The sequence below is a fragment of the Brevibacterium casei CIP 102111 genome (assembly GCF_900169275.1).
GTDB lineage: Bacteria > Actinomycetota > Actinomycetes > Actinomycetales > Brevibacteriaceae > Brevibacterium > Brevibacterium casei.
Map to the genome: position 1 here is coordinate 451,640 of NZ_FXZC01000001.1, position 23,646 is coordinate 475,285.

17 protein-coding genes and 1 pseudogene are annotated in these 23,646 nt (G+C 67.9%); 11 read left to right on the forward strand and 7 right to left on the reverse strand.

What is annotated here, in order from left to right; genetic code table 11:
- Positions 1-43: 43 nt before the first annotated feature.
- Both BC102111_RS01985 and BC102111_RS01990 read right to left on the reverse strand, forming a co-directional pair.
- Entirely contained in the window at positions 44-817 is a 774-nt protein-coding gene (locus BC102111_RS01985) for an isocitrate lyase/PEP mutase family protein (protein WP_009378919.1), read from the reverse strand.
- Positions 818-1,085: 268 nt separating this feature from the next.
- Complete coding sequence (locus BC102111_RS01990; RefSeq protein ID WP_009378920.1) at positions 1,086-2,810, reverse strand: amidase; 1,725 nt, start codon at positions 2,808-2,810, stop codon at positions 1,086-1,088.
- Positions 2,811-3,090: 280 nt separating this feature from the next.
- On the opposite strand from BC102111_RS01990, the gene mobA reads away from it, so the two are divergent.
- On the forward strand, positions 3,091-3,690 hold the full coding sequence (gene mobA / locus BC102111_RS01995) for a molybdenum cofactor guanylyltransferase (protein WP_009378921.1): 600 nt from the start codon (positions 3,091-3,093) through the stop codon (positions 3,688-3,690).
- A gap of 407 nt (positions 3,691-4,097) precedes the next feature.
- The gene (locus BC102111_RS02000; protein WP_009378925.1) at positions 4,098-7,757 is read left to right on the forward strand and encodes an efflux RND transporter permease subunit; all 3,660 of its coding nucleotides are present in this window, start codon (positions 4,098-4,100) and stop codon (positions 7,755-7,757) included.
- 54 nt (positions 7,758-7,811) lie between these two features.
- Here BC102111_RS02000 and BC102111_RS02005 read toward each other — a convergent pair whose 3' ends face one another.
- Complete coding sequence (locus tag BC102111_RS02005) at positions 7,812-8,600, reverse strand: FadR/GntR family transcriptional regulator (protein ID WP_009378926.1); 789 nt, start codon at positions 8,598-8,600, stop codon at positions 7,812-7,814.
- A 248-nt stretch (positions 8,601-8,848) separates the two neighbouring features.
- Between BC102111_RS02005 and BC102111_RS02010 the strand changes: the two genes are divergently transcribed.
- A complete protein-coding gene (locus BC102111_RS02010) occupies positions 8,849-10,117 on the forward strand; it encodes an alpha-hydroxy acid oxidase (protein WP_009378927.1) in 1,269 nt (422 codons plus the stop codon).
- Between the two features lie 148 nt (positions 10,118-10,265).
- On the opposite strand, the gene BC102111_RS02015 is transcribed toward BC102111_RS02010, so the two are convergent.
- The 3 genes from BC102111_RS02015 to BC102111_RS18175 form a co-directional block, all read right to left on the reverse strand.
- Positions 10,266-10,922: a response regulator gene (locus BC102111_RS02015; protein WP_009378928.1), complete on the reverse strand. Its 657-nt coding sequence runs from the start codon at positions 10,920-10,922 to the stop codon at positions 10,266-10,268.
- A 4-nt stretch (positions 10,923-10,926) separates the two neighbouring features.
- On the reverse strand, positions 10,927-12,810 hold the full coding sequence (locus BC102111_RS02020; protein ID WP_095375471.1) for an ATP-binding protein: 1,884 nt from the start codon (positions 12,808-12,810) through the stop codon (positions 10,927-10,929).
- Positions 12,811-12,880: 70 nt separating this feature from the next.
- Positions 12,881-13,156, reverse strand: a complete 276-nt coding sequence (locus BC102111_RS18175) for a hypothetical protein (RefSeq protein WP_373270474.1) — start codon at positions 13,154-13,156, stop codon at positions 12,881-12,883.
- Between BC102111_RS18175 and BC102111_RS18180 the strand changes: the two are divergent.
- Together BC102111_RS18180 and BC102111_RS02030 are read left to right on the forward strand one after the other, a co-directional pair.
- A pseudogene (locus BC102111_RS18180) lies at positions 13,038-14,460 on the forward strand (CitMHS family transporter). The gene BC102111_RS18175 and the pseudogene BC102111_RS18180 overlap by 119 nt on opposite strands.
- Before the next feature lie 9 nt (positions 14,461-14,469).
- Positions 14,470-14,931 (forward strand): universal stress protein, encoded by a 462-nt coding sequence (locus tag BC102111_RS02030; RefSeq protein ID WP_009378930.1) that lies wholly within the window; start codon positions 14,470-14,472, stop codon positions 14,929-14,931.
- Positions 14,932-15,079: 148 nt separating this feature from the next.
- Here the strand turns inward: BC102111_RS02030 and BC102111_RS02035 are convergent, their stop codons facing one another.
- Complete coding sequence (locus BC102111_RS02035; protein WP_009381314.1) at positions 15,080-16,075, reverse strand: HNH endonuclease; 996 nt, start codon at positions 16,073-16,075, stop codon at positions 15,080-15,082.
- An 832-nt stretch (positions 16,076-16,907) separates the two neighbouring features.
- On the opposite strand from BC102111_RS02035, the gene dnaK reads away from it, so the two are divergent.
- From dnaK to BC102111_RS02065, 6 genes are all read left to right on the forward strand, one after another.
- Positions 16,908-18,782, forward strand: a complete 1,875-nt coding sequence (dnaK, locus tag BC102111_RS02040) for a molecular chaperone DnaK (protein WP_101623451.1) — start codon at positions 16,908-16,910, stop codon at positions 18,780-18,782.
- A complete protein-coding gene (locus BC102111_RS02045) occupies positions 18,782-19,453 on the forward strand; it encodes a nucleotide exchange factor GrpE (RefSeq protein ID WP_009381312.1) in 672 nt (223 codons plus the stop codon). Before dnaK ends, BC102111_RS02045 begins: the two co-directional genes overlap by 1 nt.
- 214 nt (positions 19,454-19,667) lie before the next feature.
- Positions 19,668-20,717: a DnaJ C-terminal domain-containing protein gene (locus BC102111_RS02050; protein ID WP_009381311.1), complete on the forward strand. Its 1,050-nt coding sequence runs from the start codon at positions 19,668-19,670 to the stop codon at positions 20,715-20,717.
- A gap of 14 nt (positions 20,718-20,731) precedes the next feature.
- The gene (locus BC102111_RS02055) at positions 20,732-21,181 is read left to right on the forward strand and encodes a heat shock protein transcriptional repressor HspR (protein ID WP_009381310.1); all 450 of its coding nucleotides are present in this window, start codon (positions 20,732-20,734) and stop codon (positions 21,179-21,181) included.
- A 481-nt stretch (positions 21,182-21,662) separates the two neighbouring features.
- The gene (locus tag BC102111_RS02060) at positions 21,663-23,333 is read left to right on the forward strand and encodes a purine-cytosine permease family protein (protein WP_101623452.1); all 1,671 of its coding nucleotides are present in this window, start codon (positions 21,663-21,665) and stop codon (positions 23,331-23,333) included.
- The gene (locus BC102111_RS02065) at positions 23,333-23,635 is read left to right on the forward strand and encodes an urease subunit gamma (RefSeq protein WP_009381307.1); all 303 of its coding nucleotides are present in this window, start codon (positions 23,333-23,335) and stop codon (positions 23,633-23,635) included. Before BC102111_RS02060 ends, BC102111_RS02065 begins: the two co-directional genes overlap by 1 nt.
- The last annotated feature ends 11 nt before the right edge of the window (positions 23,636-23,646 follow it).

Genomic DNA, 23,646 nt, shown 5'->3' on the forward strand with positions numbered 1-23,646 from the left:
GCGTTCTGGGGTGGCGACGGATCACCGTCGCCGAGGTGGGGGATCAGTGCCAGGCCCGCGTGACCTCGGCGAACTGCGGGCGCAGGGCCGCCTGGAGCAGCGGGCCGAAGGACACGCGCTTGACGCCGATCTCGGTGAGCTGGGCGAGACCGAGTCCGTCGGGAATCGCCCCGTCGACCGGCTTCGCGGTGACGTTGAGCGGTAGGGGCACCTCGGCGACGACGCGCTTGAGGGTCTCGGTGTCGGGCATCGCGACGGGGTAGACGGAGTCCGCACCCGCCTCGGCGCACAGCTGGAGGCGACGGATCACCTCGGCGGTGGGGTCGTCGAATCCCTCTGGGGACTTGAAGACGTCGGTGCGGGCGTTGATGACGACGTGGACGCGCTGGGCGTCGGCGGCCCGGCGGAGGTCGCCGATGTACTCGGCATGCTCCTCGGCGGTGCGGAGACGACCGGCGCTGTGGACGGTGTCCTCGATGTTGACGCCGACGGCACCGGCCTCGAGGAGACCGGCGATGAGATCGGGTGCAGGCGTGTCATAGCCGGATTCGAGGTCGGCGCTGACGGGGACGTCGACGGAGGCGGTGATCCGGGCGATCCCTGCGAGCGCGTCCTCGAGGCGCATGTTCTCCCCGTCCGCCAAGCCGAGGGAGTCGGCGAGTGGGTGGGAGCCGACGGTCAGGGCGGTGAACCCGGCGTCGACCATGGCGTTCGCCGACCAGGCGTCCCACACGGTGGGCAGGACGACGGGTTTCGCCTGGTGGTGGGCGTCGAGAAGGGCGGCGGCGCGGTCCGCGAGCACAGAGAGGTCTGTCATGGTCCCCACTGTTGCACCACTTGCCCTGAACGCGCCAGCACTATCACCCATTCACCCGAAGAATTCAGAATCACCCGAGGTGGGAGGGAAGACCCCGCGACTTGAGGACCCGCAGTGTCGATCTTCGCGCGCATAATCGACACTCCGGGTCCTCAAGTCGAGGGCAACGGGGGCAGCAGGGCGCCCGCCTCCTCGCGGCGGGTGCTGGTCACTCTGGACAGGGTTCCGGCCCGAAGATCTGCCTGAAGTGACCAGTGCCCGTGGGTGGTCAGAGACGCGGGGTGCGCGGGGGGACCTCGCGGCGGTCGCCGGTGGCCTCGAAGGCGGCGGCGAGGGCGATGAGCGCCGAGTCGTCCCAGCCGCGGCCCGCGATCGTCAGCCCGACGGGGATGCCGGTGTCGGCCATCGTGCCCATCGGCACCGTCACCGACGGGATCCCGAGATGCCTGGGCACGAGGTTGCCGTTGGCCACCCACGTGCCGTTGCGCCAGCCGAGGTCGGCGGAGTCCTCGTCGACGTCCATGTCGGCGGGTCCGACGTCGGCCATCGCGGGGAAGATCACTGCGTCGAGGCCGTTCTCATCCATCCACGCCTCGAGGTCGACCCGCCGGCTGAGTTCGAGGCCGTGGACACCCTCCTCGAGGTGCGGGATGTCCGTCATCGCGGCATACGGGTGCTCCCGCACCTGTGCCGGGTATTCGGCGATGTCGTCGTCGAAGCCGGTGTAGCGGTCGGGCAGCGCACCCTCGGGGTGGGGGAAGATGAGGGCCCCGTCCACCTCGGCGAGCGAGCTGAGGTTCGGGTCCCCGTTGGCTCCGAGGAAGTCGTCCCACGCCCATGCGGAGAGGTCGACGATCTCCCGCTGCAGGTACTCGGGGCTCACCAGGCCGCGGGTTGCGATCGTCGGGGCCCCGGGGCGGTCGCCCTCGTAGTTGCTCACGACGGGGAAGTCGGTCTCGACGACCTCGGCGCCGGCGGCCTCGAGGTCACGCCGTGCCGCCTCCCACAGGGCGATGACCGAATCGCGGGTGACGACGCGCTCACCCGTGGGTCCGCCGATGCCGCCGTCCGGGTTCGTCCCGGCCTCAGGGTCGGCGTTGATGTACATTGTCGGCACGCCGAGGCGCTTGCCGTGAAGCGTCGACTCCGCGGCTGCGCGGTCGGTGGGCAGCAGCGAGGCATACGAGTCGGGGCGGACCGCGGAGGCCGCGGGGATCTCCACCCACGGCTGCACCCGCCAGAAGTCCCCGCGGGTCTGCTCGTCGTCGGCGACGATGACGTCGAGGACTTCGGCGAGGTCGGCCATCGTGCGGGTGTGGGGGACGACGACGTCCATCGTCGGCACGAGCGGCCAGTTCCCGCGCACCGAGATCACCCCGCGCGACGGCGTGTAGGCGATGAGCGCGTTGTGCGAGGCCGGCGCCCGACCCGAGGACCAGGTCTCCTCCCCGAGGCCGAACGCCCCGAAGCTCGCCGTCGTCGCCGTCCCCGACCCGTTCGACGACCCCGAGGCGAAGGCGCTGGTCAGCCAGTCGGCGTTGTAGGGGCTCTCGGCGCGGCCGTAGAGTCCGCGCTGCATGCCGCCGTTGGCCATGGGCGGCATGTTCGTCAGGCCGAGGCAGATCGCCCCGCCCGCGCGCAGCCGCTCGATCGTGAACGCATCCTTCTGGGCGATGAGATCGGCGAAGGCCGGGGAGCCCGAGGCGACCGTGAGCCCGGTGACCATGTAGCTGTCCTTGGCCGTGTACGGGATCCCGTCGAGGGGGCCGAGCGTCTCCCCGCGGGCGCGCCGCTCGTCGGAGGCGACCGCCTCGGCGCGGGCCTCGGGGTTGGCGACGATGACGGAGTTGAGCTTGGTCTCGGTGTCGGGTCCGTCGTACGCGGCGATCCGCTCGAGGTAGGCGTCGACCAGGTCCGCCGAGGTGGTCTCCCCGGACTCGAGCGCCTCGCGCAGGGTCGCGATGGAGGCCTCGACCACGTCGAACTTCGTCATTCTCGTGCTCCTTCGGTGGGTGGGACGGTGACCGCCCGGTGGGTGGGACGGTGACCGCCCGAATGGGTGGGCAGCGGCCGCCTAAGGTGCGGGCAGCGGCCGCCACACGTGCGGGCGATGGGTGCCCCACCAGTATCGCCCACGCACGCCGAGGCGGGCCTACGATTTCCGTCGCCACTGATCCCGAGGCTGCAAGAGAACCTGTCAGAACGACGTCGGGCGGATCGGGACCGCCGAACGGATCAGGACCCCCGAACGGGCCGGGACGTAGGATCGCACTATGTCTCTGCGCGCCATCATCCTCACCGGAGGTCGCTCGAGCCGCTTCGCCGGAGTGCACAAACCCGGGGTCGAGCTCGCCGGCCGGACTGTCATCTCCCGCATCCTGGCGACCGTCCGCGACGCGGATCCCCTCGCCGAGGTGGTTGTGGCCGGACGTGCCGATGGACTCGACGCCGAGGAGGCGGAGACCGTTGCGATCGTGCGGGAACGGCCGGAGTTCGCCGGGCCGCTGGCGGGGATCGCCGTCGCCGATGCTTCCTCGGCAGCCGAGCGCGCCGACATCACCCTCGTCATCGCCGGCGATATGCCGATGGTCACCGCGAACCACATCGCCGACCTCATCGAGGAGTGCGCCCGGACCGGACGTCCCGTGACCGGCACCGACGACCGCGGCAAGGCTCAGTTCCTCTGCGCGGCATGGCCGAGCCGATTGCTGCGCTCGCGCCTCAAGGAGATCGGCGATCCGACGGACAAGGCGGTGAAGCTCCTCTTCGCCGAGGGTGAACCGATCGTCATCGACGTCGACCCGGGCGTCGTGCTCGACTTCGACACCGCCGACGAGCTCGCCCGGGTCCGGTCTCGATTCGACGGAGACTGATCGGCCCCCACCCGGCGGCCGGCCATCCGGTCGCCCCTCGCCGGAGGAGCATTTCCGCAGGTCGAAGACGGGGGAAAACACCCCTGTGGTCCCGACCGCGCGCCCCTAGGATCGAACCGTGAGCACCACCTGAGACTACGCCGACATCTCCCATGAAGGGATCTCTCCCCGGAGGAGCATCCCCCATGAGGGGGAGGCGAATGACAACTTTCGGGGGACGCGCCACGCCTGCCGAGCCTGAGAGACTGAACTCGTTCGTCCGACGAACGCCGCCCTCGACCTGCGCACCGGTCGCCTCGTCCGGTCGCCTCGCACCCGACCGCGTCGTCCCCGATCGCCCGCACCGCAGCCCATCGGCGCCACCCTGCGCCCGAAAACCGGAGGAACCCGTGTCCCAGCTGACCAGGATGAGTCTGAAGAACCGTCTCATCGTCGGACTGCTCACCCTCGTCATCGCCGTCTTCGGCGTCGTGGCGACGACCTCGCTCAACCAGGAGACGATGCCGTCGGTCGACCTCCCGGGCACGACGGTGCAGGCGACGATCCCCGGCGCCTCACCCGAGGTCGTCGAGGAGACAGTGACGAAGCCGCTGGAGACGGCCCTCGATTCCGTCGGCGATCTCGAATCGGTGCAGACGACCACCTCGGCGGGGATGATGTCGGCCTCCGTGACGTGGCCGTTCGGCAAGGACTCGGAGAAGATGGCCGACTCCGTCCGGTCCGCCGTCGACGGGGCGAAGGCGAATCTGCCGGCCGACGCCGAGGTGGAGGTCCTCTCCCAGCAGATCGACGACTTCCCCGTCGTCATGTTCGCCGTCTCCGGCGGGGACCCCGCCACCCTCGGCGACCGCCTCGAGACCGACCTCGTCCCCGAACTCCAGGCCATTGAGGGCGTGGCGAGCGTCGACGTCTCCGGACAGACCGAGCAGCGGGTGAACATCGCCTTCCGCCCCGACGACGTCAACGACAAGGGCGTCGTCACCGCCTCCGTGCCCGACGAGCTCAAGGGGGCGGGCACCGTCGTGCCCGCCGGGCAGAGCGCGCAGGGGGAGACCGCGATGGCCGTCGAGGTGGGCACGCCCGTCGACGCTGTCGAGCAGATCGAGAACACCCCGATCCGCACCGCCGACGGCACTGTCCTGTTGAAGGACGTCGCCGACGTCTCCCTCGACGCGGTCGAGAAGACCTCGCTCTCGCGCGCCGGAGGCAAGGACTCGGTGACCGTGTCCGTCGTCAAGGGCCAGGACGACAACGTCGTCGAGGTCTCGAACCGGGTGGCCGAGGTCCTCGCCGCCTCGCAGTCGACGCTCGGCGACGACGTCGAGTTCACGACGATCTTCGACCAGGCACCGGAGATCGAGAAGTCGATCAAGGACCTCTCCGTCGAAGGCGGCCTCGGCCTCCTCTTCGCCGTCCTCGTCATCCTCGCGTTCCTCGGCTCGTTCCGCTCGACCGTCGTCGCCGCGATCTCGATCCCGATGTCGCTGCTCATCGCGATGATCGGCCTCATGGTCGGCGACTACACCCTTAACATCCTCACCCTCGGCGCGCTGACGATCGCCGTCGGCCGCGTCGTCGACGACTCCATCGTCGTCATCGAGAACATCCGCCGCCGTCAGGGCACCACGGAGCTGACGATCCCGGACATCGTCGCCTCCGTCCGGCAGGTCGCCGGAGCGATCACCGCCTCGACGCTGACGACGGTCGCCGTCTTCCTCCCCATCGCCTTCGTCGACGGCATCGCCGGGCAGCTCTTCCGCCCGTTCTCCGTCACCGTCACCCTTGCCCTCCTCGCCTCGCTGCTCGTCGCCCTGACGATCGTGCCCGTGTTCAGCTACTGGGTGCTGCGGCGCAGCCCCAAGCCGCTGTCGCCGAAGCGGCAGGCCGCCGCCGACGAGCGCTACGAGGCGTGGGTCGCACGCCAGGAGGCGAAGTCGCAGCGCCGGGCCGAGCGCCGGCAGGCGAAGATCGAGAGGAAGAACGCCAAGCGCGCCGAGAAGGGCAAGGAGCTCCTCCCCGCCGCCACGGTCGTGCCCGCCCCGCGTCCCGTGCCCGGCGAAGGGGAGGCCTCGGACCGCATCGACCGTCTCCAGCAGCGCGGACTGCCCGCGATCCTCGCCGCCCTCCGCCACCCGTGGCGCACCATCGCCTTCTCCGTCGTCGTCTTCATCGTCACGATGATGCTCGCGAGCTTCCTCAAGACCGACCTGCTCGGCTCCGCGGGACAGAACTCGCTCTTCGTCACCCAGACCCTGCCAGCCGGTGCCTCCCTCGAGGCCAGCGATGCGGCAGCGAAGCGGGTCGAAGAGGTCCTCGGTGCCGACGGCGACGTCGAGACGTACTCGTCGACGGTCAACGGACCCGAATCGGGGGCCGAGAACAGCTTCAACGTCACCCTCGCCGAGGACTCCGACGGCCAGGCCGCGATCACCCGGATCCGCAGTCAGCTCGAGGGCCTCGGTGACGACGCCGGCGAAATCGAGGTCCAAGGCGCCGGCGGCGGCGCGAACGAGGACGTCGAGATCACGCTCTCGGGCTCCGACCTCGGCGCCCTGCGCAAGGCCGCGGATGCCGTGACGGCGTCGATGGCCGAGTCGACGGGGGTGGCGACCGCCCGCAACGACCTCGCCTCCGACCAGCCGATCATCCAGGTCGACGTCGACCGGCAGAAGGCCGCGGACTACGGCTACAGCCAGGCCGAACTCGGTCAGGCGATCGCCGCCGCTCTCCACGGCACCGAGGCGGGCACAATCACCCTCGAGGGGGAGGAGCGCGACATCTTCATCGCGCCGACGAACCCCGACGCCTCACCCGATGAGATCCGTGCGCTCGAACTGCCCGTGACCGAGGTGCAGACGAAGAACGCGCAGGAGGACGCAACCGACCGGATCAAGGAGGAGACCGACGCTCGGGCCGAGCGCGCCCAGCGCAGGGCCGAGGACGATGCGGCCGAACAGCTCGACGCCGCCCGCGAGGCCCGCGACACCGCCGCCGACCAGCTCGAGGAGGCCAGGCAGGCGCTGCGCGACGTCGAGAACCCGCCCGCGCCGAAGAGCCCGGGTGAGATGCGCCAGGACCAGATCGACCAGGCCCGTGAGGGCGTCGAGGCGGCGGAGAAGGGTCTGCGCGAGGCCAATCAGGCCATCGACGACCTCATCGACGGTCAGGCCGAGCAGCGTCAGTCCCAGGCCGAGGACGAGCGGCTGGCCGACGAGCAGGAGGCGATCACCGACATCAAGGGCGATCCCATCACCGTCGACGAGGTCGCCGAGGTCAGGGAGACGACGACGCCGGCGACGATCACCCGCGCCGACGGCAACCGTCAGGTCACGGTCTTCGCGACTCCGGCCGAGGGTCAGCTCGACGCGGTCAACGCGGCCGCCCAGCAGCTGACGACGACGATGGATCTGCCGGCCGGGGTGAGTTTCGACGTCGGCGGTGCCAGCGCCGAACAGGCCGAGTCCTTCGCCCAGCTCGGATGGGCGATGCTCGTGGCGATCGTCCTCGTCTTCCTCGTCATGATCGCGACGTTCCGCAGCTTCGTCCAACCGCTCATCCTGCTCGTGTCGATCCCCTTCGCCGCGACCGGTGCCGTGCTCCTTCTCCTCGCCACGGGCATTCCGTTGGGCATCCCCTCGCTCATCGGCCTGCTCATGCTCATCGGCATCGTGGTGACGAACGCGATCGTCCTCATCGACCTCATCAACAAGCTGCGCGACCACGGCATGGGCCTCGAGGACGCGATCGTCCACGGCACCCGACTGCGCCTGCGCCCGATCCTCATGACGGCGGCGGCGACCGTGTTCGCGCTCATCCCGATGTCGCTCGGGCTCACCGGGGGCGGGGTCTTCATCTCGCAGCCGCTGGCCGTCGTCGTCATCGGCGGGCTCACCTCGTCGACGGTGCTCACCCTCATCCTCGTCCCCGCGCTCTACCTCCTCGTCGAACGGCGCAAGGAGCGGGGTGCCGCGCGTCGAACCGAGAAGGCCGCCCGGAAGCAGGAGGCCGAACAGGCGCGGATCGAGGAGGAGACCGCCGAGGTGGTCGGCCGGCACGCGGGGGAGTGACAGACCAGCCCGGCTCGGGCTCCCGCCGAGGCGGTCCTGGGCGGTCCCGTCCTGTCAGCCGTCGGTGAGTGTCGGCAGCGCCTGCGCGGCGGTGAGGATGTGCTCCTCCGTCAGCTGCGCGGCGCGGCCGGCGTCCCCGGCGGCGATCGCATCGCGGATCGCGTGGTGCTGGGCCTGCAGGGTGGCCATGAGCTCGGCCGGGTCGTCGACGGCGCGGAAGGCTGCGAGGATCGGGCGGCGCAGTGAGCTGCGGATCGCCCCGGTGAGGTCGGAGAAGAGCTGGTTGCCCGTCGCCTGGGCGATGGCGACGTGGAAGTCGGTGTCGGCGTCGTTGAACACCTCGAGACTGATGCCGGGGGTGTCCATGATCGCCAGGGTCGCGTGAAGGCGAGCGAGGTCGTCATCGCTCGCCTGCGCCGAGGCCAGCGCCGCGCTCGAGCGCTCGAGCTGGATGCGCGTCTCGATGACCTCGTCGACGCTGAAGTTCGTCAGCGCGACGTGGAGGCGGAGGAAGCGGGTGAGTGCCTCGCGCGGCAGGGAGGCGATGAATGTCCCGGCTCCCCGTCCCGAACCGCCGCTCGAGCGGATGACGCCGAGGCTCTCGAGCACCCGCAGCGCCTCGCGCACGCTCGCCCGGCTGACCTTGAGGCTGGCGGCGAGTTCGCGTTCGGCGGGCAGGGGATCGCCGACGGCGAGCGAACCGGCCATGATCTGCTCCTCGATCGCGTCGATGACGAGCTCGTGGGTGCTCGGCCTCGTCACCGGCCTCCACTCCGGGCTCTGGGTCGCCGCCGCGGCCTCGGCCGCCGCACCTGCCGTGCCGCCGGCTGCCTTCTCGCTCATCCCGTTCCCTCCTCGGCGCTCGCCGCCTGTCCGCCGGTCGCTTGTCGCTCGCTGCCTGCTCGCCGTCGCCCGACATCTCGCGACGGCAGTACCACAGCAACCCGTGCACCCTTGACGGTCTTCCGCATTCGGTCCTATGCTCAGATTAATGGTCTGACCTCATGAATGTCATACGTCAGACCGGCGGCCCTCTCAGCGCCCGGCGCATCCCCGAGCACGGCACCTCGCAGAACGAAGGAGTCCCATCCATGGTCAAACGGCAGATCCCCAAGCCCGCGGAGATCTTCGAGCTGATGAAGTTCAAGAAGCTCGAACTCGACCCGAAGAAGCGCCGCCTCGACGCGGCGCTGACGATCGAGGACCTGCGCAGGATCGCGAAGCGGCGCACGCCCGCCGCGGCCTTCGACTACACCGACGGCGCGGCCGAGGGCGAGATCTCGATGGACCGCTCGGTGCAGGCGTTCGAGGACATCGAATTCCACCCCTCGATCCTGGGCGACGTCTCCCACGTCGACACGACGACGCAGATCCTCGGCGGCAGCTCGGCCATGCCGTTCGGCATCGCCCCCACCGGCTTCACCCGGCTCATGCAGACCGAGGGGGAGATCGCCGGCGCCTCGGCCGCCGGCGAGGCGGGCATCCCCTTCACGCTCTCGACGCTCGGCACGACCTCGATCGAGGACGTGCGGGCAGCCAACCCGTATGGACGCAACTGGTTCCAGCTCTACGTCATGCGCCAGCGCGAGATCTCCTACGGACTCGTCGAACGCGCCGCGCAGGCCGGATTCGACTCCCTCTTCTTCACCGTCGACACACCGGTCGGCGGGGCCCGGCTGCGCGACGTCCGCAACGGCTTCTCGATCCCCCCGCAGCTCACCCCGAAGACCGTCCTCAACGCACTCCCGCGGCCCTGGTGGTGGTGGGACTTCCTCACGACCGAGAAGCTCGAGTTCGCCTCTCTGTCCGAGACCGGGGGCACCGTCGGCGAGCTCATCGACTCGGCGATGGATCCGACGATCGACTTCGACGACCTCGCGACGATCCGCGGGATGTGGCCCGGGAAGTTCGCCGTCAAGGGCGTCCAGACCGTCGCCGATGCGAAGCGGCTGGCCGACCTCGGCGTCGACGCCATCGTCCTGTCCAACCACGGCGGTCGACAGCTCGACCGGGCACCCGTGCCCTTCGAACTCCTCCCAGAGGTGGCCCGTGAGGTCGGTGACGACGTCGAGATCATCATCGACACCGGCATCCGCAACGGTGCCGACATCGTCGCCTCCCTCGCCCTCGGCGCGGACTTCACGCTCATCGGCCGCGCCTACCTCTACGGACTCATGGCCGGCGGCCGCGCCGGCGTCGACCGGACGATCGCGATCCTCCGCGAGCAGATCGAACGGACGATGAAGCTCCTCCAGGTCTCGACGGTCGCCGAACTCGAACCGAGCCACGTCACCCAGCTCTCGCGCTTCTCCCGCGCGGACCGGGCCGCCGTCGACGACGTGCAGCGCGAACTCGGCTGAGGCCGGGGCGCTGTCCCCGCTCAGCGACCCAGCGAGGAGGATCCGGTGCGAGATCGGCGTCGATGTCGCACCGGATCCTCCTCGCCGACGTCGTCCGACCGGGGCGCCGTGTCGGGCACGGGCGCTGACCCCGGCCTCGCCGAGGCGGTCACCCCGTCTGGTAGAGATGTTCGGGGCGGCCCGTGCTCCCGTACTGGAGGGTGACAGTGACCGCCCGGGACTCGGCGAGCTTCGCGAGATGCCGCTGTGCGGTCGCGCGGGAGGCCCCGACCGCCTCGGCGATCTCCACCGCCGTCATCGGCTGCTTCGCGGCCTCGAGCGCATCGAGGATCCTGCTCGTCGTCGACGACCGTGTGCCCGACGCCGACCCCGTGCCGGAGGACGAGGCGTCGTGGAGGGTCCGCAGGAGGCGGTCGAGATCGGCCTGCTGCACCCGGTCGCGCTCCCAGTAGCGGCGATACCGGGCGTAGCGGCGTAGGAAGGACTGGAGGTGCTCGGCGGAGAAGGGTTTGACGATGTAGGTCAGGGCGCCCGCGCGCAGCGCCGAGCGGACGGTCTGCGGATCGGCGACGGCGGAGAGCACGGCGGCATCGACCTCGGTCTCGCGAATGAGCTCGACGCCCGTGCCCTCGGGCAGGACGTAGTCGGCCAGCAGCAGGTCGACGTCCTGCTCGGCGAGCACGGTCCGCGCGGTGCGCAGATCCTGGACCGGATCGAGCGCCCGGAAGCCGGGAACGTCATTGACATACTGCGCGTGGATCCTGCCCACGTAGAAGTCGTCGTCGAGCACGAGCACATCGATCATCAGCTCACTCCTTCTCTGTCTCGTCGGCGCGCGGCACGGTCGTGTCGTCTGTGCGCGGCGGTTTCTCGTCGTCCTCGATGAGCACCCCGGGCAGGCGCATGCCGAAGCTCGCCCCGCCGAGGTGAGGGTCGTGTCCGTCGACGAGCCACACCCGACCGTCGTGACGGTTCGCGACCCGGCGGCACAGGGCGAGTCCGAGACCGAGCCCGTGGATCGGTCCGGCGCCGTCGTCTGACCGGTCCCCGCCATCTGCGCGTTCGCCGGCACCTGTGGTCTGCGCATCGCCGCTCACGCCCTCGTCGAAGATCCTCTCGGCGTCGGCCGGATCGATGCCCGATCCGGTGTCGGTGACGAGCCCGTGGAGCTCCCCGTCGGCACCGAGGAGTTCGACCTCGACGAGGTCGGAGACGGGCGGGCGTGCGGCGGCCTCCTCGCCCGAGGTGCGGCGGCGGACGACGGCGCGCACGGCATTGTCGATGAGGTTGCCGAGGACGAGCGTGACGTCCTCGGGGTCGGTGACCCTGCCGATCACGAGGGAGTCGGGGGCGACCCGCAGGGTCACACCCGCCTCGGCGGCGGTGGTGCCCTTCGCCTCGAGGACCGCACGGAGGTACGGGTCGGTGATCGGGTCGAGGCCTTCGACGGGGGCGGCCAGGGGGCCGGTGCCGAGGATCGACTCGAGGTAGCTGCTCGCCTCATCGGTCGCGCCGGTGTCGACGAGGCCGAGCACGGTGTGGAGACGGTTGGCGAACTCATGGCGCTGGGCGCGCAGGGCATCGGCCATCGCAGTGACGGATTCGAGCTGTCGGGCCATGGTGAGCATCGTCGTCTCGTCGCGCAGCGTGACGACGCCGCCGACGGAGACGCCGTCCCGGCGCACGCGCACCGCTGTGGCGAGCAGGATCTTGTCTCCGACAGTGATCCGCCGGCGCAGGGCACCGTGCTCGGGGGCATCGGCCATCATCGTCCGGATCGACACCGGCAGGTCGTCGACGACGCCCTCGCGGGAGTCGACGATGTCCTCGCGGACATCGGCACCGTCCTGTGGGGGAGCGGCTGCGTCGCCTGGGGAGTCCGTGTCCGAGCTGTCCGTGCCGGTGTCGTCGGCCGCCTCGGCGAGGAGGTCCCGGGCGGCGGCGTTGCTCAGGGTGAGCTCCCCGTCGGAGTCGAAGCCGAGGACGCCGTCGTCGAGTCCGCGCAGCACCGCCCCCTGGTCGCGGGCCATCTCGGCGAGCTCCTCGGGACCGACGCCGAGGGTCTCCCGGCGCAGGCGCCGCCCGAGGGTGATCGACGCGAGGACCCCGATGCCGAGGGCGAGGACGGAGACGGAGCCGAGGGCTGCGAATTCGCGGCGGAGGTCGGCGTTGAGCACCGAGGTGTGGATGCCGACCGACACCTCGCCGACGACCGTGCCGTCGCCGGTGGACGAGTAGATGGGGACCTTCGCCCGGACCGTGCTCCCGAGCGTGCCGACCTCCTGGGTGACGGATTCACGGCCCGCGAGCGCCTCGTCGGGCGAGGTCGAGACCGGCTTGCCGATGAGGTCGGGGTTTGGGTGGGTGAGCCGGATCCCGCGGTCGTCGGTGATGACGGCGAACTGGATGCCCGAGCGGTCGCGCAGCTCCCGGGTGATCGCGCGCAGCGAATCGGTGATCTCCTTCGCCGGCATCGGGTCGCGGGCCTCCGAGGCCCGGGTCGATCCCTCCCGCACCTCCGGCGCCGAGGCGAGTGCCCGGGCGGTCGCGAGCGCCTCGGTCTCGCTGACATCGGTCACCGCGCGCGCCGCCATCCACGCGAACACGCCTGTGACCAGGGCCAAGGTCGCCACGATGACCGCGAGCTGGCTGACCAGGACACGGCGGGAGAAGGCTCGAGATGAGCGGGACACCTCTCCACATTAGCCACCACTGAGCAGAATGAGCAAAAGTGGCAGAACAGGCAGAACGCGATCAGTGCACTTAAGCGCGCGGCGATGATCGCCTCGGGTCTAGCGTGTATCCCGCATCACAAACGCCTTCGAAGGAGAAGTCCGTGCTCGTCATCCTCGGATTCGCGATGATCGTCGTCTTCATGACGCTGATCATGACCAAGCGACTCTCGCCGATCCTGGCACTCATCATCGTCCCGACCATCTTCGGTCTCTTCGCCGGTGCCGGCCTCGGCATCGGCGAGATGGTCATGGACGCCATCGCCTCGATGTCGTCGACGGCTGCCCTGCTGCTCTTCGCCATCATCTACTTCGGCATCATGATCGACGTCGGACTCTTCGACAGGCTCGTCGAGTTCATCCTCCGCATCGCCGGCAACGACCCGGTCAAGGTCGTCCTCGGCACCGCGCTGCTCACCGGTGCCGTCTCCCTCGACGGCGACGGGTCGACGACGTTCATCGTCGTCACCGCCGCGATGCTGCCGATCTACCAGCGCCTCGAGATGTCCCCGGTCGTCCTCACCTGTGTGGCCGGCCTCATCAACGGCACCCTCAACATCGTCCCGTGGGGCGGGCCGACGGCCAGGGCCTCCTCGGCGCTGCAGATCGATGCGAACGAGATCTTCGCCCCCATGGTTCCTGCGCTCGCCGCCGGGCTGCTCGTCTGCTTCGTCTTCGCGTACTTCCTCGGACTCTCCGAGCGTCGCCGGCTGGCGAAGAACGGCGTGACCTGGGTCGAGGACCGCACGAAGGGCTTCGGCCGCAAGCGCGAACTCGTCGGCGCCGTGGCGCGCTCATCCTCCGGGGCGGGTGCCGTGGCAGGTCCGACCGGCACCGGCGCCACGGGCGGCACTGGCACCGGCTCGGGCACCACCGGCACCGGAGCGAAGACCTCCGTCGGCGGACCCGACGACGGTGCCGACGAGGACACGGAAGCCGCCTCGGCGAGCTCCCTCACGGACACCGCACTCGACCCCCAACCGTCCGACGCTGCGGCCGAAGCTGTTCTGGTTCAACCTCTCGCTCACGCTCGCCGTCATGGTCATGCTCGTCCTCGACGTCCTGCCGCTGCCGTACCTGTTCATGATCGCCATGGTCATCGCGCTCATGGTCAACTTCCCGAAGATCAAGGACCAGCAGGCCGAGCTCGCCTCCCACGCCTCGGCGATCATCGCCGTCGTCGCCATGGTCATGGCCGCCGGCGTGCTCACGGGCATCATGAGCGGCACCGGGATGGTCGATGCGATGGCCGCATGGCTCGTCGACGTCATCCCGTCCTCGATGGGACCGTACATGGCTGTCATCACCGGTCTGCTCTCGATCCCGATGACGTTCTTCATGAGCAACGACGCGTTCTACTTCGGGATCCTCCCGGTCCTCGCCGAGACCGCCGCGCACTACGGGATCTCGGCCGCCGACATGGCCCGGGCGTCGATCACCGGTCAGCCCGTGCACATGCAGTCGCCGCTGGTGCCCGCGATCCTCCTCCTCGTCTCTCTCGCCGGCGTCGACTTGGGCGACCATCACAAGAAGGTGCTGTGGCGGGCGCTGCTCGTCTCGCTCGTCATGCTCGCCGTCGGTGTGCTCATCGGCGTCATCGCCATCGGATAAGGGGCCGTCATGACCGATCTCTACTCGACTCCCCGTGACCGTCGTCCTGTCCCGTCCCTGCAGGTGGCGGCCTCGGCCGGCATCGCCGAGGCGGAGCGCACCGTCGTCCTCGCGCTGCGTCTCGATGCGCCGGAGACCGTTCTCGACACCGCGCTGCGCATGGCCCGGTTCGAGAAGGCGGCGCTGCGGGTCGTCGTCTTCTCCTCCGACAGTCCCGCGGGCCCGCTCGACAATGATCCCGCCCAGATCACCGAGCTCGTCGACGCCCTCAGCTCCGCGGGCGTCGAGTTCGAGGTCCTGCGCGCCGAGGCGGACGTCGCCTCCCAGGTCATCGACCTCGCCGAGGGGTGGACGGCCGAGCTCATCGTCATCTCCACCCGGCGGCGCTCGGCGGTGATGAAGCTGCTGCTCGGCTCGAGCGTCCAGCGCGTCATCCTCGAGGCGAGCTGCCCGGTGGTCGTCGTCAAGTAGGGGAGCGGTTGGCTCCCAAACTCTGAATTCTAAAGTCTTCCTTGTGCTCAGTAACTGACAAACGAGGGAGTTGGATGTTAGCGAGCTTGGTTGTTTCGAGACGCTTAGCGAGCGTCTGCGCAATGAGTACAACCGTGCTGGGCCAGAACTAGTATTTGTTTGATTTCGACCGGTTGCACCGCCAGCACAGAGTTTGCAGGTTCTCAATCTCCGAGAGCCCACCTTTGGAGATCGGCTTGATATGGTCTACTTCGAGCAAAAGGTGGGGCTCTGCTGCGAGCGAGACTGAACAATAGCGACATGTATGGTTGTCTCGACGCTTGATGAAGCTTCGGAGACTTGCCGTCATCAGCGCTCTCTGACCGGCAGCGCTCTTCTTGAACTTGAGCTTTTCGTCGATGCGTTCAATCAGGGCGTCAACTGTTTCCGAATTGAGCGTGATCGTAGTGCGCTGTGAACTGTTTCCACCAGCGCTGACGTACTCAAACGCATAGACCGGGTACGGGACGGTCACGGGTGAGACCTCGACTCCCATCTGCGCATTGAATTCATCTGCGAAGTACTTGAGGATGAAATCTGGCGGATTGATCGACCTGCGAATGCTCGCCTCGCGCATGCGCAGATTCTCAATAGCCGACTCCAGGCGAGATATATCGTTCCCGAGCCGTTCTGCGTCCTCCAGGCTCTCTTCGTCGACAGACACTTCGAAGTACTTCATCAGATACTTGATCGGGTCCCCGCTGGCATTGCGCACAACCTGCAGCGAACAGTTGTGGACGTGACCCGATTGATAGTCGGCGATGTTTCTGTCGCGACGGTAGTTATGGTGACTTGTGTTCTCAAATGTTGCCAAATGTGCGTGGCGGCCTGTGCCAGACACGCCTAGATCGAACGACCCTTGCTGACGGATCTCGGACGTATAGTTCGAGACCGCGTTGTGCTCTGCTACGAATGATGACAACGCCTGCTTGTGGGCTTGAAACTCCTCGCTGGCAAAGTACCTATTCTTGCGAATGTTGCGCACGACCTTGGGGATGATAACCGCGCCTGCCCAGATGATCGCAATAGCAAGCGCAAGTGGCCAGAACTGGACCACAAGGAAAACCGCCACGATCAGTGCGACAAGAACAATGATGACTGGCATAACTAGACGAGCTCCTTTGCGGCTTGGTCGAGGGGCTGCTCAGGAATCGTTGTCGACTCGTCAACGTTTGCGCTGCCCGTTCACATTAGAAGTGTAGTCATTACCCCTGACGCGTAGGTATGAACTGAGCAGAGTGCTGAGTTCTCCGAAGACGGCTTGCTCTCAGTCTGCGATTTGGGCCGAGCGCGCAATGACTCGCTGTTGAACCGACTTGCGTCGTGACGGTCGAGAGGAGCTGGCGAACTTGGCCAAGAGAGTGGGTGTATGAGTCGACCCGATCTTCAAAGCGGTCAGCCGCCAAGCGGCACCGTGCTCGTTCGTTGCAATGCTGGAGTGGCACTGCTTGCTAATGAATTCGCGGGTGGCCGCAGGCGATTCCTAAGGCAGCTCTTGCAGACGAGCATCTTCGATTTCCGGTGGCTTCCCTTGAGCGAGTGCAGGTTCGGAAGTCGGCGAACTGTGACTTGGGGGCGACGCCGACAGTTGGGAAATCACCTCTGAGTGGGCGCAGGTTCGTATCCTACTAGGTGCGTTCGCGCTCGAAGGCATAGCTCGAGCGTCTTTGTGCCGCAACGGTGCCTCGGAAGAACTCCTCGAAAAAAATTCTCCAGATGCGGAATAACCCGTCGCTCTAGAAAGTTGAGTCTAGTGTACGCAACTTTTACAGGCGGGGATTGACGATCTCAGCCGCGAAGAGAATACTTGAGTCCATCAGACTCAATGCGGACGGCGGTCCGACGAGGCGACACCGGGAGGCAGCTCCCGGAACGGCTTCCGAGGACGACCGCACGCATTCAGCCCGAGCCGACTCTGAGAGTTAAGGAGAAACGATATGGCACGTGCAGTTGGAATCGACCTCGGAACCACGAACTCCGTCGTCGCCGTCCTCGAGGGCGGTGACCCCAAGGTCATCGCGAACATGGAAGGCGGTCGCACGACCCCGTCCGTCGTCGCAGTCAACAAGAACGGAGACTCCCTGGTCGGCGAGATCGCCAAGCGCCAGGCCGTCACCAACGTGAAGAACACCGTGGCGTCCGTCAAGCGCCACATGGGCACCGACTGGGACACCGAGATCGGCGGCAAGAAGCTCACCGCTCCCGAGGTCTCCGCGCGCATCCTGCAGAAGCTCAAGCGCGACGCTGAGGAATACCTCCAGGAGAAGGTCACCGACGCGGTCATCACCGTCCCGGCCTACTTCAACGACGCTGAGCGTCAGGCCACGAAGGACGCCGGTGAGATCGCCGGCCTCAACGTCCTGCGCATCATCAACGAGCCCACCGCCGCCGCTCTGGCCTACGGCCTCGAGCGCGGCAAGGAAGACGAGCTAATCCTCGTCTTCGACCTCGGCGGCGGTACGTTCGACGTCTCGCTGCTCGAAGTCGGCAAGGACGATGACGGCTTCTCGACCATTCAGGTCCGTGCGACCTCCGGCGACAACCGCCTCGGCGGTGACGACTGGGATCAGCGGATCGTCGATTGGCTGGTCGAGCAGGTCAAGAACAACTACGGCGTCGACCTGACCAAGGACTCGACGGCGATGCAGCGTCTCAAGGAGGCCGCTGAGCAGGCGAAGAAGGAGCTCTCGTCCGCGACGAGCACCAACATCTCCCTCCAGTACCTCTCGATGAGCGAGAACGGTCCGATCCACCTCGACGAGACCCTCACCCGGGCGAAGTTCGAGGACCTCACCAAGGACCTCCTCGAGCGCACGAAGGCCCCGTTCCACGCGGTGATGAAGGACGCCGGCGTGTCCGTCAAGGACATCGACCACGTCGTCCTCGTCGGTGGTTCGACCCGTATGCCCGGTGTCACCCAGGTCGTCACCGAGCTCACCGGAGGCAAGGAGCCCAACAAGGGCGTCAACCCCGATGAGGTCGTCGCGATCGGCGCCGCCGTCCAGGCCGGTGTGCTCATGGGCGAACGCAAGGACGTCCTCCTCATCGACGTCACCCCGCTCTCGCTCGGTCTCGAGACCAAGGGCGGCGTGATGACGAAGCTCATCGAACGCAACACCCCGATCCCGACCAAGCGCTCGGAGACGTTCACCACGGCTGAGGACAACCAGCCCTCGGTGTCGATCCAGGTGTTCCAGGGTGAGCGCGAGTTCACTCGCGACAACAAGAACCTCGGCACCTTCGAGCTCACCGGCATCGCGCCGGCGCCGCGCGGAGTCCCGCAGATCGAGGTCGCGTTCGACATCGACGCCAACGGCATCGTCCACGTCTCGGCCACCGACAAGGGAACCGGCAAGGAGCAGTCGATGACGATCACCGGCGGCTCGGCCCTTCCCAAGGAGGACATCGAGCGCATGGTCCGTGAGGCCGAGGAGCACGCGGAAGAGGACAAGAAGCGCCGTGAGGCCGCTGACGTCCGCAACAACGCGGAGAACCTCGCCTACCAGACCCAGAAGCTGCTCGACGACAACGCCGACAAGCTGCCTGAGGACGTCAAGTCGGAGATCCAGTCCGACGTCGACGCCGTCAAGGAAGCTCTCAAGGGCGAAGACGACGACGCGGTGAAGAAGGCGTTCGACACGCTCACCGAGAAGCAGCAGAAGATCGGTGAGGCGATCTACGCACAGCAGGAAGCCGGCGCCGGTGCTGCCGGCGGAGCCTCCGACCAGGGCGGCTCCGATGCCGGAACGGGCGCTGACGACGATGTCGTCGACGCCGAGGTCGTGGATGATGAGGACGAGGAGAAGAAGTAATGACCACCGAGGGCAACGATCCGTCGTCCGAGGAGCCACGCTTCACCTTCCATGACAAGCGCCGGGTCGATCCGGACACCGGTGAACTCCGTCCCGAGGCCGACGCCGAGTCGGCCTCGGGGGCCGGGGAGGGACAGGACACCGAGGAAGTGTTGGCCGATGCCAGCGACCTCGGGGTCGATATCCCCGCCGATGCCTCGAGCCTGAACGACACCGAGGCGGCCGCCGAGCCGGGTGGGGCCGAGCCCGCTCCCGGGTCCGAGGCCGCCGCCCACCTCGCCGATCTCAAGCGGATCAACGCGGAGTACGCCGCCTACCGGATGCGTGCCGACCGCGAACGCGAGCGGGCGGCAGCGGGCGGGACGATCAAGGTCGTCGAGGCCTTGGTCCCCGTCCTCGACGAGGTGCGGCTGGCGCAGGAGAACGGCGACGTCTCCGGGCCCTTCGAGGCCCACGTGAACAAGCTGCTCGACGCGCTGGCCAAGGTCGGCGTCGAACAGTACGGCGCCGTCGGCGACGAGTTCGATCCGCGGCTGCATGAGGCCCTCATGCAGCAGCCGTCGGACGACGTCGAGGTGCCGACGGTCTTCATGGTCATGCAGCCGGGGTACCGCATGGGTGATCGCATCATCCGCGCGGCCCGCGTCGGCGTGCAGCAGCCGGAGGACTGAGGATCCCGACCCCGCCGAGGTGGGACCGCCTCCCAGCGTCCGTGAGCGGACGCTGGGACGAAGGAACCGCCTCGGCGACGGTCCGGAGTCTCCGGGACGCAGACGTTGTCCGGGGGCTGCGGATTGTGAGCGGACAGATGAGGGAAACGATGACAGAGCCGAGGCCAGGTGGCAGCGGCACGACGAACAGGACAAGGAAGAAGGGAGGTGCCAGATGAGTACCGGACCGCAGAATGACTGGTTCGAGAAGGACTTCTACAAGACCCTCGGCGTCTCCAAGGACGCGACGGACTCCGAGATCAAGAAGGCCTACCGCAAGCTCGCGCGGAAGTACCATCCGGACGCGAATCCGGGGGACGCCGAGGCGGAGGCGAAGTTCAAGGAGATCGGACAGGCCCACCAGGTGCTGTCGAACAAGGAGTCGCGCGAACAGTACGACCAGGTCCGCGCGATGGGCAGCGGCGCCAGGTTCAGCGCCGGTGCCGGTGGTGCCGGCGGCGGAGGCGGGTTCGACGATGTCTTCTCCGACCTCTTCGGAGGCGGCGGGCGCACGCGCACACGCACGACCTACTCGCCCGGCGGCGGAGGGTTCGGCGGCGGATACGGCGACGTTCCGCCCGATCTCGCCGATCTGCTCAACGGCTTCGGCGGCGGTGCCTCCTACGGCGGCTACGGTGACAGCGGCTTCGGCGGCGGCTACTCGCCCCCGGTCAAGGGCGGTGACATCAAGTCCTCGACCAATCTCAGCTTCACCGAGGCTGCCAACGGTGCCTCGGTCAAGCTGAAGATGCCGAACGGGAAGCCGCTGACCGTGCGCACCCCGATCGGGGTCAAGGACGGGCAGAAGATCCGTCTGGCCGGCAAGGGCAAGGCGAGCCCGAACGGCGGAGAGCCCGGCGACGTCATCCTCACGGTCCACGTCAAGCCGCACCCGGTGTTCACCCGCGACGGCGACAACTTGCGGATGGACCTGCCGGTGAGCTTCGACGAAGCGGCCCTCGGTGCGGAGGTCAAGGTGCCCACGCTCGGCGGTCAGCCCGTCAAGGTGAAGATCCCCGCGGGCACGCCCTCGGGTCGGACCCTGCGCGTGCGTGGCAAGGGCGTGCAGACGAAGAAGGGCACGGGCGACCTGCTCGTAACCGTTGAGATCGTCGCCCCGAAGAACCTCTCGAAGGAGGCCAAGGAAGCGGTCGAGGCCTACAAGGCGGCGACCGAGTCCGAGGATCCGCGAGCCGGCCTGCTCGATCGGGCCAAGGCGAGCTGAGGCGGCGGGGCACAATGCAGTTCTCTCAGAGTGCGGCGCTCTATGTCATCTCCGTGGCAGCGGAACTCGCGGGCATGCACCCGCAGACCCTGCGGCAGTATGACCGGATGGGCCTCGTCACCCCGCAGCGGACGGCCGGCAAGGGCCGCCGCTACTCGGGGCGGGACATCGCCAAGCTGCGCCTGATCCAGCATCTCTCCCAGGACGAGGGCGTCAACCTCGTGGGGATCAAGAAGATCATGGAGATGCAGAACCAGATCGACGCCCTCCGGAGCCGGAACCAGGAGCTCGAGGAGGAGGCCCTCGCCCAGGCGGAGGCACGCGAGCGGGATGCCCGCGTGTTCGCCGCCGGGTCGAGGGGCGACGTCGTCTCGATCGCCCGTGGCCGGCGGCCGAAGGTGTCGCCGGAGTCCGGGACCGGAGCCGTGGTGCTCTACGACGACTTCCGCGCCCGGAGGGTGTGAGCGCCCGGCGGCGACGCGGCGCCTGGTAGCACGGCGTGAGCGCCGACGTGACAGCGCGGCGCCGAGCGTGAGCGAACAGGGGTGGCTGAGGCCGCCCCTTTTCTTATACCCGGGGTGTTCCTCCGCGGCGTCGGGCGACCAGTGGCGTCGCTTCGAGCCGCATCCGCGCGCTGCCGGCTGGTTTGAGTCGGTTTTCGCCCGATGAGTCTGTTCCTGAACCGACCGATCGAGCGAGAACCGACTCATTTGCGTGTGCGCGGGTCGGAGTGGCGCTCGGTTCCTGTGGCTCCGCCCGCAGGAAGCCCCTGAGCGCAGCCGATGTCCGCGGCTGCTCTCACAGCCACCACTGGTCACTGCGCGGACCTGTCCGCGAGATGAAACTTTGGTCTCGAAACATGGACGAAACTCAGTCGACACGCACCGAAACAATCGCCTGCCAGGATGGGCGATGTTGGGATCGGGCGCGACTGAGAGGGCCACCATGAAAGAGACATCGGCGACACCGCCGCCGGGCAGCAGCGAGGCGAAGACCGCGGCGCGGGAGAGCCTCGAGGACTACACGCTGCGCTTCGCCCCGCGCTCCTACCGGACTTGGGCGCCGGCCGTCGTCGCGACGAGTGCGCTCGGCGGGATCGCCTACCTCGCGGACTTCTCGATCGGCGCGAGCATCGGGCTCGCCCACGGCACGGCCAATGGGATCCTCGGCATCCTCACCGCGGCGATCATCATCTTCCTCACCGGGTGGCCGCTCGCGTTCTACGCCGCCCGCTACAACCTCGACCTCGACCTCATCACTCGCGGGGCCGGATTCGGCTACTACGGCTCGGTCATCACGAACATCATCTTCGCGACCTTCACCTTCATCTTCTTCGCCCTCGAGGGCTCGATCATGGCGCAGGGACTCTACCTCGGCCTCGGGATACCGCGCCCGATCGGCTACCTCCTCTCCACGGTCATCATCTTCCCGCTCGTCATCTTCGGCATGAAGGCCCTCGCCCGGCTCCAGGTCTCGACGACGCCGCTGTGGCTCGTCCTCATGGTCGTGCCCGTCGGCTACCTCATCGCCTTCCAGCCCGACTCCGTGAGCTCGTTCTTCGCCTACCAGGGAGAGAGCGGGGAGAGCGCGAACTTCGCCTCGGCGATGCTCGCCGCCGGCGTCTGCCTCTCCCTCATCGCCCAGATCGCCGAGCAGATCGACTACCTGCGCTTCATGCCGCCCCGCACCCCGGCCAACCGTCGCAGCTGGTGGACCGCGGTCATCCTCGCCGGTCCCGGCTGGGTGATCTTCGGGGCGACGAAGCAGATCATCGGCATGTTCCTCGCCGTCTACCTCATCGTCAACGTCCCCGGAGCGACGAGCTTCGCGACCGAACCCGTCCAGCAGCTGCTCGCCACCTACGAGCAGATGATGCCGCAGTGGCTCGCGCTCCTGCTCGCCGTCGTCCTCGTCGTCATCTCGCAGGTGAAGATCAACGTCACCAACGCCTACTCCGGCTCGCTGGCGTGGACGAACGCGTACACGCGGATCACCAAGCGCTACCCGGGGCGGATCACGTTCCTCGTCGTCAACCTCCTCTTCGCGCTCGCGCTCATGGAGCTGAACATGTTCGACTTCCTCAACGCGATCCTCAGCTTCTACGCCAACCTCGCGATGTCGTGGATCTGCGTCGTCGCCGCCGACATCGCGATCAACAAGTACGTCCTCGGACTCTCCCCGAAGACACCGGAGTTCCGTCGTGGGATGCTCTACGACTGGAATCCCGTCGGAGTCGTCTCGCTGCTCCTCTCCGGAGGAGTGTCGATCGCGATCTATTTCGGGGCCTTCGGGTCCGCCGTCCAGCCGTTCTCGCCGCTCTTCGCCGTCGGCATCGCGATCGTCGCGACCCCGCTCATGGCGATCCTCACCCGTGGCCGGTACTATCTGCGCCGCCGCGACGACGGCATCGACGTGCCCTTGCTCGACGAGCACGGCAACCCCACCGACGCCACCCTGTGGTGCCACGTCACGGAGATGGAGTTCGAGCGTCCGGACATGATCGCCTCGGCGAAGCGCGGACCCAACGGCGAAACCCTCTACCTCAGCTCCCTGGCACTGTCGACCGATCGCCTCGGCGAACACGTCCTGCCGGCCGACCCCGTGCGGGAGCGCTGATGCACTTCACTCCGGGCGACACGGAGAAGCTGCTGCTGTCGGTGGCCGGGATGATCGCCCGTGACCGGCTTGCACGGGGAGTGCCCCTCAACCACCCCGAGGCCATCGCGCTGCTGAGCACGTGGGTCATCGAGCGCGCCCGCGAGGGGGCGAACGTCGAGGAGCTCATGGTCACCGGGCGCGAGGTGCTCACCAGGGGCGACGTCATGGACGATGTGCCGCCCATGCTCCACGACGTCCAGGTCGAGGCAACCTTCCCCGACGGGCGCAAGCTCGTCACCATCCACAACCCCATCGACTGACAGGACCACCC